This window comes from Marinovum sp. PR37 (assembly GCF_028807375.1).
GTDB lineage: Bacteria > Pseudomonadota > Alphaproteobacteria > Rhodobacterales > Rhodobacteraceae > Marinovum > Marinovum algicola.
This window is the reverse complement of sequence record NZ_JARAML010000008.1, coordinates 91010-106612: the sequence shown is the minus strand read 5'-3', so window position 1 is coordinate 106612 and position 15603 is coordinate 91010. Positions and strand designations below refer to the sequence as shown.

Here is a 15603-nt window from a genome sequence, read left to right as displayed (position 1 = left end):
GGTCGAGATCGGGGCCGCCGGGCTGAGCATTGCCGACGAAGGCATCGGGCAAGGGAAACGGCCGTGCGACACGCCGAGCGGTAGGGGCGGCGACGCCGGCAAAAGTGCGGCGCAAGGCAAAACCCGGACGATCGCGCGGAGCGGGCTGGCCGACCTGCACAAAACTGCATCTCGGCCATCCCGGTCCTCGGCCACCTTTGACGGGCGGGTGTCCAGCGACCGGGCGGCGCGCAAATATCGGGCAGGCGGTGCGCCGCAGCTTGTGGTCGGGCCGTCCCGGGATATACCTGTGCCCGAAACGGCAGTTAATGATGAACATCGCAGGCCGCCGCGCAGGATGACCGACAGGCCAGCACGGCGCGGAACATTGCGACGGGCGGCATCCCCTGACAAGGAGAGGGCAATGAACTCTCGATTTTCCTCGGCCATGCAACGGGCGACAGAGGCCCTGCGGAGCAGCACCTTGGCCGAGGCGGCCGACAGGCTCCGCACCTCGTTTGGCGGGGTTGCGGCAGATACCGCTGGCGGCAATCCGCAGAGCGCCGAAAGCCCGCGCAAGGCGCTGGGCGAGACCCTGGCCGATATCGCCGCCCGGATGCCGGGGATCGGCATGCCGGGGCCGGAGCCCGAGGAGGCGCCGCTGCCCGAGGGCGCGCGCTTCGATGCCGGCACCTTTGCCTGTGCCGCCGGCCGTCGCGAGTACCGGGTCTATCTGCCGCGGCTGACGGGCCGGCCGCGGGGGCTGATCCTCATGCTGCATGGCTGCACCCAGACGCCGGTTGATTTCGCCATTGGCACCGGCATGAACCGGTTGGCGGATCACCACGGGCTGATCGTCGTCTATCCGGCCCAGCCGCGTTCGGCCAATGTGAATGCCTGCTGGAACTGGTTCTCCACCGACGACCAGGAGCGGGGCGCGGGCGAGCCCGCGATCCTCGCCGGGCTGACCCGCGAATTGTACGAGCGCCATGATGTACCGGCGGGCAAGGTCTTTGTCGCCGGGCTCTCGGCCGGGGCGGCGATGGCGGTGATCCTCGGGCGCAGCTATCCCGATCTCTTTGCCGCCGTGGGGGCGCATTCCGGGCTGCCGTACAAGGCCGCGAACACGGCGCATGGCGCTTTTGCCGCCATGGCCGGAAGCCCGGCGGCAATGCAGGATGCCTCCGGCCCGCCGCTGCCCACCATCGTTTTTCACGGCAGCGCCGACAGCACCGTCGCCCCGGCCAATGGCGGCCGCATCGCCAGCCAGGCCAATCCCGGCGGGGCCGAGGTGATCGATGGCGGAAATGCCGGCGGGCGCAGTTTCACCCGCACCAGCGTGCTGGCAGCCGACGGCACGCCGGCCATGGAACACTGGCAGATCGACGGTCTTGGCCATGCCTGGTCGGGCGGCGTTCCGGCGGGCAGCTACACCGATGCCGAGGGGCCCGACGCGAGCGCGGAAATGCTGCGGTTCTTTCTCGGATTGCCGCGCCGGGGGGAATGATTGCCCGAACGGGGCGCCACGGGCAGAGAGCTTGACCCCGGCCGGCGAACCGGCCAATCCTCGGCCCCGGAAGGGCTGACGCGACATGCATCGATCGGGCACTGACATTCTGCTGATCGGCGGCTCTGCCGAGGCGCGGGCGCTGGCCCCCGGCTTGCGCGGAAGGGCCGCTGTGATGCTGCCCGGCCCGGAGCGGCGGGCGCATGGCTGGCCGATCCCGCTGCTGCCCGAACCGCTGGGGCAGGCGGCGCTGACCGCGCGGGTCGCGGCCGGGGTCGGGCTGATCGTCGACGCCAGCCATCCCAACGATTGGCAGAGCTCGTTCTGCGCCCACCGGGTGGCCGGGGCGCTGGGCGTCGATCTGCTGCGGCTGGAGCGGCCGGCCTGGCGGCCAGGCCGGCGCGACCGCTGGGTCCGGCTGCGCGACGAGACCGCGGCGGCGCGTCACCTGCCGCGCGGTGCGCGGGTGTTTCTGGCCACCGGCCGCGAAGGGCTGACGCGCTTTGCCGCGCTGCGCGAGGCCTATGTGTTCACCCGGCAATTGTCGGAGCATCACGATCCGTTTCCACTGCCCCGTGGCCGGTTCCTGCGCGGCGCCTCGCCGTTTTCGGTGGCCGGCGAGGTGGCGCTGTTCCGGCGGCTTCGGATCGACTGGCTGATCCTGCGCAATGCCGGCGGGCCCGGCGGCTGGCCCAAGCTCGCCGCCGCGCGGCGGCTCGGGCTGCGGGTCGGCATGATCGACCGGAAACCCCTGCCGCCGGCGCCGGTGGTGCGCGACGTGGCGGCGGCCCGGAGGAGGATTGCAGAATGGGCGAGCTAGGCCGGATCATCGAGACCGACGCCTGTGTGGCCGAGGGCGCGGATTGGCTGCGCCGCGCCGATCCGCGATTTGCCCCGGCGCTTGACGCCTGCGGCCCGCTGCCGCTGCGCCGCCGGGCGGACGGCTTTGCGCAATTGCTGAGCGCGATCGTCAGCCAGCAGGTCTCGGTCGCCTCGGCCGCGGCAATCTGGGCGCGGTTGCAGGCGGCGGGCATGGTGACGCCGGAGGCAATCCGCGCGGTCGACGAAAGCGCCCTGCGCGATCTCGGGCTGAGCCGGCAGAAGGCGGCCTATGCCGGGGCGCTGGCGGCGGCGGAGATCGACTTTGCCGCGCTGCGCCGGATGCCGGATGCGGAGGTGATCGCGACGCTGGTGGCGGTCAGGGGGATCGGCATCTGGACAGCGGAGATCTATGCCATGTTCTCGCTCGGCCGGGCCGATGTCTTTGCCCCCGGCGACCTCGCGCTGCAAGAATCGGCGCGGCTGCTGTTCGACCTGGAGGACCGGCCGAAGGAGCGCGCGCTGCGGCAGATGGCCGAAGCCTGGTCGCCCTGGCGGTCGGTTGCGGCCCGTGCGCTCTGGGCCTACTACAGGCATGCCAAGGCAAGGGAAGGTATTCGATGACTCGTGTTCTGACGTCCGGTCGCAAGGAGCCCGCCTCGGGCGAGCTGCGGTCGGTGGTGATTTTTCTGCATGGTTACGGCGCCAACGGGGCCGACCTTCTCGGTCTGGCCGATCCGCTGAGCGAACATCTGCCCGACACGCTGTTTCTGGCGCCGGATGCGCCCGAGGCCTGCGCCGGGGCGCCGATGGGGTTTCAGTGGTTTCCGATCCCCTGGATCGACGGTTCGTCGCAGGAAGAGGCCGAGGCCGGCATGGTGCGCGCGGCGGAAGACCTCAATGCCTATCTCGACTCGGTGATGGTGGACGAGGATGTGCTGCCCGAGCAGGTGGCGCTCTTCGGGTTTTCGCAAGGCACGATGATGAGCCTGCACGTCGCGCCCCGGCGCGAGGATGCGGTGGCCGGCGTGGTGGGCTTTTCCGGCCGCCTGCTGGCGCCCGAGCTGCTCGAGGACGAGGCGGTGAGCTTTCCGCCGGTGCTGCTGGTGCATGGCGACCATGACGACGTGGTGCCGCCGCAATCGCTGCCCGAGGCGGCCGAGGCCTTGCAAAAGGCCGGCTTCAAGGAGGTCTTTGCCCATATCATGAAGGGCACGGCGCATGGCATCGCCCCCGACGGATTGGGAGTGGCGCTGGCCTTTCTGCGCGACAAGTGCGGCTTTTGACGCGACGCCGCGCCTGCTGCGCGACTTAGAGGGCTTGGCCCACATTTCTTAAGGGACATTGCCCCCGGGCCTGCGGCCTCCACCCCAGAGGTGTTTCCAATCGAACGAGGTCCCGGATCGGGTCAGAACCAGAGGTGGGGTTCGGCGAATTCCACCGAGTTTCCCGCCGGGTCGCGGATGTAGAGCGAGCGGGCGCCGTTGGGCCAGTCGAACTCGGCGTCGACGGCAATGCCCTGGTCCAGGACATGCGCCCGCCAGCGGCTGATCTCCTCGCGGGAAGCGCGAAAGCAGACATGGCCGGGGCCGTGGGCGCCATGGGCCGGCACCGGCATCCGGGTGTTCTGCGAGGGTTTGGCGGTTTCTTCCGGGTTGAAGACCAGCAGGATGGTCTGGCCGGCGCGAAAGAACACATGGCGCTGCTCCAGCCGCAGCACGACCTCCATGTTCAGCACGCCGTGATAGAAGGCCTCGGCGCGGTCGAGATCCGCCGCGTAAAGCGCGGCTTCGAGAACGCCGGTGATCTTGGGGGGGATGAACATGGCGGCAGGCTACAGGATCGGCGCTGTTGCGCCAAGGGGGCGGGCCGGGCTAGACTGGCCGCATTGTCCAAGCATGGAGACCGAAACGATGGATCAGGGTTTGTATCACCGCCGCTTGATCCTCGCCGTTTCCCGGAGTCCCCATGCCTGTTCTGACATTTACCGAAACCGCCCTTGCCCGACCTGACGCCACGCCGCTGATCGCAGCCTTTTCCCTGAGCCTCGAGGCCGGGGTGACCGGGCTGGTGGGCGGTAATGGCACCGGAAAATCCAGCCTGCTGGCGGCGATTGCCGGGGCGCATCCCCACGCCGGTCATATCCATGCCAGCACGCCGCCGCGGCGTCTGGCACAGCTCGCGCCGCGCCAGGGCACGCGGGTGGCGGACCTGTTCGATGCCGCTGGCTTCGATCGGTTGCAGGCGGCGCTGGCCGGGGCGCCGGTGGATTACGATCTTGTCGACTGGACGTTGGAAGAGCGGATGGCGGCGGCGCTGGCGCAGGCCGGGGTGCCGGTCGCGCCGGCGCGGGGGCTATCCGAGCTTTCCGGCGGGCAACAACGCCGGGCGGCGCTGGCGGCGGCGTTTTTTGACGGGCCGGGGATCGTCCTGCTGGACGAGCCGACCAATGATCTCGATGCTGCGGGCCGCGCGCTGGTGGCCGAGCTTCTGGCGACGCACCGGGGGATTGCGCTGGTGGCCAGCCATGACCGGGCGCTGCTCGAGCGGGTCGACCGGATCATCGAGCTGGCGCCGGGTGGCGTACATCTCTTTGGCGGCGGCTGGAGCGCGTTTGCCGCGGCGCGCGCGGCGGCCGAGGCCCGAGCCGCGGCCGAGCTGGAGCAGGCCGGCGCCGAGGTGGCGCGGGCCCGGCGCGCAGCGCGGACGGCCGAGATGCGCGCCGCCCGGCGGGCGCGGCAGGGCCGGGCGCTGCGCGATGGCTCGCAGTCGAAGATGCTGCTCGACAAGGCCCGGGAGGGGGCCGAAGCCGCCGGCGCCGGCCAGAGCCGGCTGGCGACCCGACAGCAGGCGACGGCGGCGGCCCGGCTGGCGGCGGCACAGGCCGGCGTGGCGCGCGACCGGGCGATCAGTTTCGACCTGCCCTCGACCGGGCTGGCGGCGCAGAAGCTGGTGCTGCGCGCCCGCGACCTGGGGGTGGGGCAGGCTGGCCGGGCGCTTCTGCCGCCACTGTCCTTCGAGCTGCGCGGGCCTGAGCGGGTCCGGCTTTCCGGCGCCAACGGCAGCGGCAAGTCGACGCTGCTGCGGCAGATCGCCGGGCGATTGCCGCCGCTGTCGGGTCGGATCGAGCGCCCGGTGGATAGTGTCTACCTCGACCAGCGGCTGAGCCATCTGGGCCAAGCCGGCGACGTGCTTTCGCTGGCGCGCCGCACATTGCCGGAAATGGGCGAACAGGACTGCCGGGCGCTGCTGGCGCGGTTTCTGTTTCGCAACCGCGAGGCGCTCAAACCGCTGGCCGGGCTTTCGGGCGGCGAGCGGCTGCGGCTGGGGCTGGCGCTGACGCTGGGGCGGGCGCGGCCGCCGCAGCTGGTGCTGCTGGATGAGCCCACAAACCATCTTGACCTGGCGGCCATCGCGGCGGTGGAACGCGCGCTTGGCGAGTATGACGGCGCGCTGATCTTTGTCACCCACGACAGCGCCTTTGCCGCCGCCCTGGCCCCCGCGCGCGAGATCGCCATCGCCTCGGGCCGGGTCAGCGACAGGGGCCTGGCATGAGCGGTTGGCCGCCGGGTGAGCCGCCGTCATGCCAACGTTACCAAACTGGCCTAACCCCTAGGGCAAATCTCCATGTTTAGGCGCTTGCCTGATTGGAAACGCGAGATATAGTCGTAGTAACGAAAGCGATCCCAAGAAGCGCGGACATGAGGCATACTGGAGCGGACAAGAGGATGTGACGACCCATGGACGGTGATTTCAGGACGGATTTTGTACGCGAGCCATCGGCGCTGAAGCAATACCCGGCACTGGTGCTCAACGCGGATTACCGGCCTTTGTCGTATTATCCCCTGTCGCTCTGGCCCTGGCAGGACGCGATCAAGGCGGCCTGGCTCGACCGGGTGGATATCGTGGCCGAATATGACCACGAGGTCCGCAGTCCCTCGACCACCATCAGGATACCCAGCGTCGTTGTCCTGAAAGACTATGTAAAACCTCAAAAGCGCGTGGCCTTCACGCGCTTTAATCTTTTTCTGAGGGATGAATTCCGCTGCCAGTACTGCGGCACCAAGCGCGAGCTGACCTTTGACCATGTGGTGCCGCGCGCCGCAGGCGGGGTGACCTCGTGGCAGAACGTGGTCGCCGCCTGCGCGCCCTGCAATCTCAAGAAGGGTTCGAAGTCGCTGGCCCGCGCCGGCATGTCGCTGCGCAAGCCGCCGCGCCAGCCCGGCGCCGAAGAGTTGCGCAACATGGGCCGCAAGTTCCCGCCCAACCATCTGCATGAAAGCTGGGTCGATTTTCTCTACTGGGATGCCGAGCTCGAAGCCTGAGCGTCTGTACCTGTCGCTTGCCGGGCAACGGTGGGGGCGTGCGGCGGCCGTCCCTGTTCAGGCCAAAAGGCCCATCACCCGGAGCGAGATCGCCAGGATCGCGCCGCCGGCGAGCAGTTCGATCATCGGCAGCACCAGGGCCGCGCGGCGGGTGTCGGCCAGCGACAGCAGGGTGCTGTCGCGGGCGACGACGCTGATCGTGGCCACCAGGATCGACAGCGCGGCGGTGCCCAGCGACATCGCCAGGGCGCCGAGAATGCCGGTGGTGAGGATGTCCATGTGCCAGCTCAGCACCAGCAGCAGGATCGCGCCCGAACAGGGGCGCGCGGCGATGCCGGCGATCAGCACCAGGGCGTCGCGCAGCCCGCCGGCACGGCGCAGCTCTTCCTGCGTCGGTCCGTGGCGATGGGTGCAGCCGTGGTGGGCATGAGCCTGATCGCGACGCAGCCGCCAGAGCTTGCGCGCGCCGCGCAGCGCCAGCCAGCCGCCAATCAGGCCGATCGCCAGGGTGCTCAGCGGCAGCATGACCTTTTCGGCGGTGTCGGTGAGCTGGCTGCGGGTCCAGTCGAGCAGGAACAGACCGGAGAGCACCAGCACGATGGCGCTCAGCGCCTGGCCCAGCGACGACAGCAGCGAAATCACCGTGAGCCGGCCCAGCGGCACGCGGTGCGACAGCCCGTAGCCGCCGATCAGCAGCTTGCCATGGCCGGGGCCGACGGCGTGAAAGAAGCCATAGGCAAAGCAGACACCGACCAGCGCCAGCACCGCGCCGGGCTCTTCGGCGCGCAGCGCGCGCAGGGCGCCGGCCAGGGCGTTCTGGAACTCGCGCTGGCCCTCGGCGGCCCAGCGCACGAGGGCATCGTCATGGCCCTGCATCACGGCCCAGGTGGCGCCTGCCACCAGCAGCAGGGGAAAGATCAGGAGGGTGCGTTGCATGTAATCTCGAAACTGTCTGCAAAGAGGATGCCGATGTCGGGCAGGTCGACCACCTGGAAGGGATCGTCGCTGGCGTCCACCGCCGCGAGCTGATCGCCGTATTCCTTCATCGCCGCATCGCGCGAGGCGACGTTGCGGGTCAGGCTGCAATCGTCACGACCCTGGCTGCCCGGGGTCTCGGGCACGTCATAGGCGACAAAATAGGTCGGGTCATAGGACCGGGCCACCAGCGGCGCGGCGTCGATCTCGAAACGCGCCACCAGCGGCCGCAGGTGCGACGTGATGATCCGCCCGTCCTCATAACGCACGCGGTGCTCCTCGGGCAGGCCAAGTGCCAGCGGCGTGCCGGCGGCGTCGAGGGTGAAATGGCCCGGAAAGCCCGCTTCCCAATCGACGTCCTGGCCGGCAAAGGCGTCGAGCCTGGCCTGTTCGGGGGTGCCGTCGCCATCGGCGTCGAGACCGTTTTCCTCGATCATCAGCAGCGAATAGAAATCGTCGTAGGCCCAGTCGATACGCACCGCCGCAAGCTTGCCGTCGGTGTCGAAGACCAGGTCGAAATCGGTGTCGATATAGATATGCGGATGCGCGCCAAGCGGGCTGGCGAGCGCCAGTCCCAGGGCAGCGGCGGTGAGCAACGCGGTGGGTTTCATGCAGCGGTCCTAGCTCTGCCCGGCCTGTCGGGCAACGACTGTCAACGCGGTGGGCGGTCCACCGCCGTCACGGCTTGAGCGGATAGCGGTCGGGCTCTTCGAAGACGTCGATCACCCGGGTGCCGGCCTTGATCCGGGCGCCATGTTCGACGCCTGCGGCGATGGAATAACTGTCGCCGGGGCGATAGATGCGGGTTTCGCCGCCGATGGTCAGTTCGATCTCGCCTTCGACGACGCTGCCCCATTGTGCCTTGTGGGCATGGAGAGGCAGGTCCATGTCCTTCAGGAAGGTGAAAAACACCACCAGCCTGTCATTCGACCGGACGGTGGCGCTTTGCACCACATCCTCTGGATAGGGCAGGTCAAGTCCGGGCTGGCTGGTAATGAAATCGGGAAAGGTCATCCGGTCATCCTTTGCGGCCTCGGGCGCGGTTTCGCCGGAAGCGGCCGGCGGAACGGAAAAGCCCCGCACGCGGCGGGACTTTCATTCGGTACGGGTCGACGCGAGGCCGGGCTTATTGGCCGGCGGGGCGCTGCTGCTGCTCTTGCGGCTGTTGCGCCGGTGCCTTGCCCTTGGCGTTCAGCGGGTCGTCCTGGCGCTGCACCGAGCCTTCGAAATGCGCGCCGCTCTCGATCGCGATGGTCTTGTGGATGATGTCGCCTTCGACCCGCGCGGTGGCGGTCAGGCGCACCTTGAGGCCGCGCACCCGGCCGACGATGCGGCCATTGACGACGACGTCATCCGCGACGCATTCGCCCTTGATGGTGGCGGTTTCGCCGATGGTCAGCAGGTGGGCACGAATATCGCCCTCGACGGTGCCCTCGACCTGAATGTCGCCGGTGGTCTTCATGTTGCCGACCACGTGCAGATCGGCCGACAGGACCGACGCCGGCGGCTTGGTCTTGGGCGCGGAGGAGGGCTTGTATTCGGACTGTGGAGGCATTGTGGGCTTCTTCTGTTCTGCGGCCGCAGGCTTTGCAGCGTCGTCGGCCTTGGGGCCGGGCTCATTGATTTTGCTTTTAGAAAACATCTTTCGCAGCCTTCAGATAAATCATTGGATTGACGGCTTTGCCGCCAACACGGACCTCATAGTGCAGATGCGTGCCGGTGGAGCGTCCTGTGTTTCCCATATCACCGATGCGATCACCGCGCGAGACCCTTTGGCCCTTCTTCACGCGGATTTTCGACATATGCGCATAGCGTGTCTCGATGCCGAATTCATGCTGGATCTTGACCAGCTTGCCATAGCCCGACTGCCAGCCGGCATGGACCACGATGCCATCGGCGGTGGAATAGATCGGGGTGCCGTGGGCGCTGGCGAAATCGGCACCGGCGTGCAGCCGGCCCCAACGATAGCCGAAGCCGCTGGTGAAGCGATAGGAATCCTTCAGCGGGTTGGCAAAAGGCGCCTTGGCAGCGGCGATGCGATAGAGGTTGAGCCGATCCATCTGGTTGAGGATGCGGTTGGCGCGCTTGCTGTCTTCGGTGAGCTCGCCGCCCTTGGTGGAAAAGCTCAGCGGCATCAGCGGACCGCCCTGGCCGGAATAGCCGGCCCGCACCTTGTCGAGGATGTTGTCGGGGTTCATGCCGGCGGCCTTGAACATCTTGTCGAGCGGGGTGACCGAGATCGTCATCGCCTCTTCGAGCTGGCGGAAGATGGCGTCGTTCTTCTCTTCCATGCTGCGCAGTTCGGTGGCCATGGCGTCGGCGGCAATCAACGCCTGCTGGGCGTCGGCCACCACGCGGTCGCGTTCCTGCGCGGTGCGTTCCAGCGCATTGGCGAGCAGGTCGACGGTTTCGCTGTCGGCCATGTCGGAATGGCCGGGCATCGGGCCGCCGTTTTCCATCGCGTCCTGAAGCGCGGCGAATTTGGTTTCCACCGCCCGTTTGTCGGACATCACGTTGCGCAGGGTGGTCTGGACGACTTCGATGCCGGTTTCCAGCTCACGCCGGCGGATTTCCGAGCCGAGCAGTTCGCTCTGCATCAGCGAGATCCGTTCGAGCGCCGAGTTGAAGCGCTCCTGCGCGGCCAGCGCGTCCGAGGCGCGGGCGTCGCGTTCCTGGCTGAGCAAATTGAGGCGCGACATATAGGTCTGCTGGTCGCGGCGGGCCTGTTCGCGGAAGTTTCCGGCGCCGATCGAATCCATCAGCAGGATGGCGGTGGCGATGATCGACCAGGCGATGACCAGCGCCGAGCCGGTGAAGGCGATGAACTGGGTTTCGGATTTCAGACGGATGAAGCGGGTGTCGGTGTCCGATCGCAGGAACAGACGGCGTTCCGGGAAGTATCTCTCTAGGATCGCATGAATTCTGATTGCTAGCCGTGTCCGCACCGCAGCCGTCCCTTATCTTGTTCGTCCAGTCCAAGGGTGCCTGTCCCCGGCACTTTGCCCCTCAGGCTTCCTTAACCAGAGCTTTACACACGCGCAAGTTTGCAAGCCGCGCGATTCGGCAAAGCGGCGCTCAAACCCGGCAATGGGCGAATATTCGCCGATATCGGAAGGGGTTGCGTAAGGTAAGCGCTTTCGGTCTTGCCGACCGCGCGCCGCGCGCTACGCAGCGCCCTCGGCGGTCAGTGGCCAGTAGAAATCCGGCGGAAGACCGGCTTCGGCGCGTTTTTCCTCGTTGAAAGGCGGTTTGAGCGGGCCTTTGAAATATTTTGTGACCAGCTCGTGGAACACGTCTTTCGGGTCGAGATTGTGCCGCCCGCAGAGAAAGTGGAACCACTTCGAGCCATAGGCCACATGCGCCACTTCTTCGCTGTAGATCACCTCCAGCGCCTCGACCGCCCGGGTCGCGCCGGCCTTGCGGAAGATCTCGATCATGCCCGGCGTCACGTCGAGCCCGCGCGCCTCGAGCACCATCGGCACCACGGCCAGCCGCCCGAGAATGTCACCCGCGGTATCCTCGGCGGCGCGCCACATGCCGGCATGGGCCGGCAGCGCACCATAGAAACTGCCTTCGGCCTCGAGGCAGTCGCACATCAGGTTGAAATGCTTGGATTCGTCGTCCGCCGCCCGCACCCAGTCATCGTAGAAGCCGGGCGGAAAGTCGGTATCTGTAAAGCGGGCAATGATATCCCAGTGCAGATCGACGGCATTGAGTTCGATATGTGCAACCGCATGCAGCAGGGCGATACGCCCCGCCGGGCTGCCGGGCTTGCGTTTCGGCACGTCGCGCGGCGACAGGAGTTCGGGCTGTTCGGGCCGTGCCGGGCGCTGCGGCGGCGCGGCGCGGCCGACCGGCAGCGGCCGGCCTTCAGCGCGCGCCGCCAGCCAGGTTACGGCATGGGCGCGCGACAGCCGGGTCTTTTCGCGGCCATCGGCGGTGATCAGCACCTCGGTGGCCATCTCCGCGAGGCTGCGGCTCATAGGGCGCGCACCGCGTCCAGCACCTCTTCGGCATGGCCATCAACCTTGACCTTGCGCCATTCGCGGGCCAGCCGGCCCTCGCTATCGATCAGGAAGGTCGAGCGCACGATGCCCATGAAGGTCTTGCCGTACATCTTCTTTTCCTGCCAGACGCCGAAAATCTCGGCGATATCCGTAGCTTCGTCCGACAGAAGCGGTACAGTCAGATCATGTTTCGCAACGAACTTGTCGTGACTTTGGACCGAATCCTTGGAAATCCCGAAGACCTGCGCCCCGGCCGCCTCGAAATCGGCGCGCAGGGCGGAAAAGGCGATCGCCTCCTTGGTGCAGCCCGAAGTCAGATCGCGGGGATAGAAAAACAGCACCACCGGCGCGGGCCGCAGCGCGCCGAGGTTCACAGTTTCGCCGCCATCGCGTGGCAGGGTGATCTCCGGCACGATTTCGCCGGTTTGAAGGACGCCTGTGGTCATATGCTTCGCTTTCCCTTGGTTGCCGGGCCTTCACCCAATATTAGGGCCGGGCAGGCCAGAAAAACACAGGCTTGTCAATTCTCGGGAGGCGGCCCCAGCCGGTGAGCAGCGAACAGGACGATACGACCCCGCAACAGACCGGCCCCGATCAGGGGGCGAGAGCGGTTCGGCGGTGCGGTCCCCGCAAGCGGGCGATCGTGGCGCGTGCCGCGCTCTGGATGGTGTTCTGGGTCGCATTGCTGACCGGGTCGCTGGTCTGGGGCGGCGTGGCGCTGCTGGGCAAGCCGCTGAACGCGCCCGACTGGCTGCGCGCCGAGATCGAGACGCGTCTCGCACGGCAGATGCCGGGGTACGAGCTGAGCTTCAGCGAGATGACGCTGTACGTGCAATCCGACCTGCGCCCCGAAATCGCGCTCGAGGATGTGGAGCTGCGCCAGGCCGAAACCGGGCGGCTGTTGCTCGAACTGTCGCATGCCGACATCAAGATCGCCCGGCGGGCGATATTCGAAGGCCGGTTGCAGCCGCGCAGCGTGTCGGTCGCCGGGGTGTTCCTGCGGCTGCGGCGCGGCGCCGACGGGGCGCTCGACCTGGCCTTTGGCGACGGTCTGGGCGAGGCCGGGATCGGGCTCAACGGGTTGATCGAGAAGATCGACGACTTTGTCTATCAGCCGCAGTTCGCCGCCCTGCGGGAGATCGAGATCAACGCCGTTACCCTGCAATTTCAGGACGCCCGCGCGCGCCGCAGCTGGACGGTGGACGGCGGCCGGCTGGCGCTGTCGCGCGAAAGCGAGATCTTGCAGATGCGGGGCGATTTTGCACTGCTCAGCGGCCGCTCCTACGCCGCCACGCTCGAGGTATTCGGCGAAAGCGCGATCGGTTCCAACGCGGTCAGCCTCGGGGTCAGCGTCACCGATGTGGCCTCGGGCGACATTGCCAGCCAGAGCGCGGCGCTGGCCTGGCTCGGCGTGCTTCGGGCGCCGATCTCGGGGTCGCTGCGGACCTCGTTTCACGAAGACGGCCGGCTTGGCCCGCTCAGCGCGACGCTCAGCATCGGCGAAGGCGTGGTCCAGCCCAGCGACGCCACCCGGCCGATCCCCTTTACCTCGGCCCGGTCCTATTTCACCTATGATCCCGCCGAAGAGACCCTGCGCTTCAACGAGATCGCGGTGGTCAGCGACTGGATCAACGCCACCGGCGACGGCAGCGCGGTGCTCGAGGGGACCGACAGCGGCCTGCCGTTTTCCTTGCAGGGGCAGGTCAGCCTCGCCGGGATCAGCGCCAATCCGGTGGGCCTGTACGATGCGCCGCAGACGCTGACCTCGGCGGCGCTCGATTTCCATCTGGCGCTCGATCCCTTCGTGTTGCGCATCGGCCGGCTGGCCCTGTCCGACACCGGCCAGACCCTGCGCGCGCGGGGCCGGGTCGAGGCGGCGCCGGAGGGCTGGGACATCTCGGTCATGGGCCAGCTCGACGAAATCGCGCCGGACCGGCTGCTGGGTCTCTGGCCCGCCGGTTTCAAGCCCAAGACCCGCGACTGGGTTGCCACAAATGTGCTGGACGGCCGGTTGCGCAACATGGCGGTGCGGCTGCGCGCCTATCCCGACGGCGCGGCGCCCGATCTCTTTGTCAGCGCCGAGGTCGCCGAGGCGCGGGTGCGCTTCATGAAGACCCTGCCGCCGGTCACCGACGCATCGGGTCTGTTGCAGTTCGAAAACAACCGGCTGGCGGTCAGCGTCGACAGTGGCACCCTGACCGCGAAAGAGGGCGGGGCGCTGGATGTGGCCGGGACGGTCTTTACCATTCCCGATGTCCGGGTGCGGCGCGGCCCGGCGCAGGTGCAGCTCAAGGCCGCCGGGCCGGTGCATGCGGCGCTCTGGGTGCTGAACCAGGAACCGATGCGCGCGCTGGACAAGGCGGGCCGGCCGGTCGATCTCGCTCACGGCCGGGTGCAGGCGTCGGGGCAGATCGATTTCCCGCTGAAGAAAAAGCCCGCGCCGGGCGAGGTGAGCTTTGCGGTCGCGGGACGGGGGTTTGGCGTTTCGAGCCGGCAGATCGTGCCCGGAAAGCCGCTTGCCGCCAAGGCGCTGAGCTTTACCGCCAGCAACCGGCACCTGAGGATCGAAGGCGCCGGCACCCTAGCCGGCGTGCCGTTTGACGGCAGCTGGGAAACCGGGCTGGGGCCGGGGGCGGCGGATGCGGGATCGCAGGTGGTGGCGGATGTGACCCTGTCGCAAGAGACGCTCGACACGTTCAATATCACCCTGCCACCCGGCTCGGTCTCGGGGCAGGGCCAGGGGCGGCTGGAACTGGCGCTGGCCAAGGGCAGGCCGCCGGAATTTTCCCTGACCTCCGATCTTGCCGGGCTGGGGCTTCGGCTCGATGCGATCGGCTGGTCGATGGGACAGGCGCGCACCGGCACGCTGGCCATCGACGGTGTGCTTGGAAAACCGGTGCGGGTCGATTCGCTGGCACTGAGCGGCCCCGGGCTCGACCTCGAGGGCCGGCTGACCCTGCGCGAGAGCGGCGGGTTGCAATCGCTGGCGATCACCCGGCTGCGCGCCGGCAGCTGGCTTGACGCGCCGGTGACGCTGACCGGGCGGGGGCGCGGCAGCGCTCCGGCGGTGCAGGTTTCGGGCGGCCGGATCGACATGCGCAACGCGCCCTTCACCTCGACCAGCGGCAGCGGTGGCGGCACATCCGCGCGCGGCGGCGCGGCACCGGGGCCGCTCACCCTGGCGCCCGACCGGCTGCAATTGACCGATGGCATCGTGCTCACCGATTTTCGCGGCGATTTCGCGTTGAGCGGCGGGATGAAGGGCAATTTCACCGCGCGGCTCAATGGCGGTGTGCCGGTACGCGGCAGCGTCAGCCCGACCGGCAAGGGCAGCCGTTTCGTGATCAAATCGGAGGATGCCGGTGCGGTGCTGCGCGATGCCGGACTGCTCAAGAACATGCATGGCGGCACCTTCCACCTCAAGCTGTTGCCCACCGGCGCCGCCGGCACTTTCGACGGCGAGCTCGACATTCGCGACACCCGCATCCGCAATGCCCCGGTGATGGCCGATCTGCTGAACGCGATCTCGGTGATCGGCCTGCTCGAGCAATTGGGCGGCCAGGGGATTTCCTTTCCCGAGGTCGAGGCGCGATTCCGGCTGACGCCGAAACAGGTGATCCTCACCCGATCGAGCGCGGTCGGCCCGTCGATGGGCATCAGCCTGGACGGCTATTACGATCTGGCGAGCCAGACGATGGACATGCAGGGGGTGTTGTCGCCGATCTATGTGGTCAATTTCGTCGGTCAGCTGTTTTCGCGCAAGGGCGAGGGGCTGTTCGGCTTCAACTTCAACCTGCGCGGCAAGGCCAGCGCGCCGAAGATCTCGGTCAACCCGCTGTCGGCGCTGACACCCGGCATGTTCCGCGAGATCTTCCGCCGGCCACCGCCGAAGGTGCCAGGGTAGCGCGCGGGCCTTCCCGCCAGATCGGCGGCGCGGAAACAAAAACGCCCCCGCAGAACTCTGCGAGGGCGCCGGACGGGCCTTTACCGC

The 15603-nt window shown here is 67.9% G+C and carries 15 protein-coding genes; 7 read left to right on the top strand and 8 right to left on the bottom strand.

Annotated features, from left to right (window positions below):
* Positions 1-403: 403 nt before the first annotated feature.
* The 4 genes from PVW49_RS09335 (at position 404) to PVW49_RS09320 (ending at position 3591) form a co-directional block, all read left to right on the top strand.
* Positions 404-1486: an extracellular catalytic domain type 1 short-chain-length polyhydroxyalkanoate depolymerase gene (locus PVW49_RS09335; RefSeq protein WP_274590429.1), complete on the top strand. Its 1083-nt coding sequence runs from the start codon at positions 404-406 to the stop codon at positions 1484-1486.
* Between the two features lie 85 nt (positions 1487-1571).
* Positions 1572-2306 (top strand): precorrin-6A/cobalt-precorrin-6A reductase, encoded by a 735-nt coding sequence (locus PVW49_RS09330; protein ID WP_274590428.1) that lies wholly within the window; start codon positions 1572-1574, stop codon positions 2304-2306.
* Entirely contained in the window at positions 2294-2929 is a 636-nt protein-coding gene (locus PVW49_RS09325; protein ID WP_274590427.1) for a DNA-3-methyladenine glycosylase family protein, read from the top strand. The genes PVW49_RS09330 and PVW49_RS09325 overlap by 13 nt, the downstream gene beginning before the upstream one ends.
* Positions 2926-3591, top strand: coding sequence for an alpha/beta hydrolase (locus PVW49_RS09320; protein WP_048531180.1), 666 nt, complete (start codon positions 2926-2928; stop codon positions 3589-3591). Before PVW49_RS09325 ends, PVW49_RS09320 begins: the two co-directional genes overlap by 4 nt.
* Positions 3592-3713: 122 nt before the next feature.
* Here the strand turns inward: PVW49_RS09320 and PVW49_RS09315 are convergent, their stop codons facing one another.
* Positions 3714-4130 carry a VOC family protein gene (locus tag PVW49_RS09315; RefSeq protein WP_274590426.1) on the bottom strand — a complete coding sequence of 139 codons (417 nt, stop codon included), beginning with the start codon at positions 4128-4130 and terminating at the stop codon, positions 3714-3716.
* Positions 4131-4273: 143 nt separating this feature from the next.
* Between PVW49_RS09315 and PVW49_RS09310 the strand changes: the two genes are divergently transcribed.
* Positions 4274-5860, top strand: coding sequence for an ATP-binding cassette domain-containing protein (locus tag PVW49_RS09310; protein WP_074834981.1), 1587 nt, complete (start codon positions 4274-4276; stop codon positions 5858-5860).
* A gap of 185 nt (positions 5861-6045) precedes the next feature.
* Positions 6046-6630 (top strand): HNH endonuclease, encoded by a 585-nt coding sequence (locus tag PVW49_RS09305; protein WP_048531187.1) that lies wholly within the window; start codon positions 6046-6048, stop codon positions 6628-6630.
* 57 nt (positions 6631-6687) lie between these two features.
* On the opposite strand, the gene PVW49_RS09300 is transcribed toward PVW49_RS09305, so the two are convergent.
* The 7 genes from PVW49_RS09300 to PVW49_RS09270 form a co-directional block, all read right to left on the bottom strand.
* Complete coding sequence (locus PVW49_RS09300) at positions 6688-7566, bottom strand: nickel/cobalt transporter (protein WP_274590425.1); 879 nt, start codon at positions 7564-7566, stop codon at positions 6688-6690.
* The gene (locus tag PVW49_RS09295) at positions 7548-8216 is read right to left on the bottom strand and encodes a DUF1007 family protein (protein WP_274590424.1); all 669 of its coding nucleotides are present in this window, start codon (positions 8214-8216) and stop codon (positions 7548-7550) included. Before PVW49_RS09295 ends, PVW49_RS09300 begins: the two co-directional genes overlap by 19 nt.
* A gap of 67 nt (positions 8217-8283) precedes the next feature.
* Complete coding sequence (locus PVW49_RS09290) at positions 8284-8619, bottom strand: cupin domain-containing protein (protein WP_074835422.1); 336 nt, start codon at positions 8617-8619, stop codon at positions 8284-8286.
* A gap of 112 nt (positions 8620-8731) precedes the next feature.
* The gene (locus PVW49_RS09285; RefSeq protein ID WP_074834978.1) at positions 8732-9247 is read right to left on the bottom strand and encodes a bactofilin family protein; all 516 of its coding nucleotides are present in this window, start codon (positions 9245-9247) and stop codon (positions 8732-8734) included.
* Complete coding sequence (locus PVW49_RS09280; protein ID WP_274590423.1) at positions 9237-10550, bottom strand: M23 family metallopeptidase; 1314 nt, start codon at positions 10548-10550, stop codon at positions 9237-9239. The genes PVW49_RS09285 and PVW49_RS09280 overlap by 11 nt, the downstream gene beginning before the upstream one ends.
* 219 nt (positions 10551-10769) lie before the next feature.
* A complete protein-coding gene (locus PVW49_RS09275; protein ID WP_274590422.1) occupies positions 10770-11588 on the bottom strand; it encodes a ferritin-like domain-containing protein in 819 nt (272 codons plus the stop codon).
* Positions 11585-12058 carry a peroxiredoxin gene (locus PVW49_RS09270; RefSeq protein WP_274563109.1) on the bottom strand — a complete coding sequence of 158 codons (474 nt, stop codon included), beginning with the start codon at positions 12056-12058 and terminating at the stop codon, positions 11585-11587. The genes PVW49_RS09275 and PVW49_RS09270 overlap by 4 nt, the downstream gene beginning before the upstream one ends.
* A 197-nt stretch (positions 12059-12255) precedes the next feature.
* On the opposite strand from PVW49_RS09270, the gene PVW49_RS09265 reads away from it, so the two are divergent.
* Complete coding sequence (locus PVW49_RS09265) at positions 12256-15516, top strand: YhdP family protein (RefSeq protein WP_274590421.1); 3261 nt, start codon at positions 12256-12258, stop codon at positions 15514-15516.
* Positions 15517-15603 lie beyond the last annotated feature (87 nt).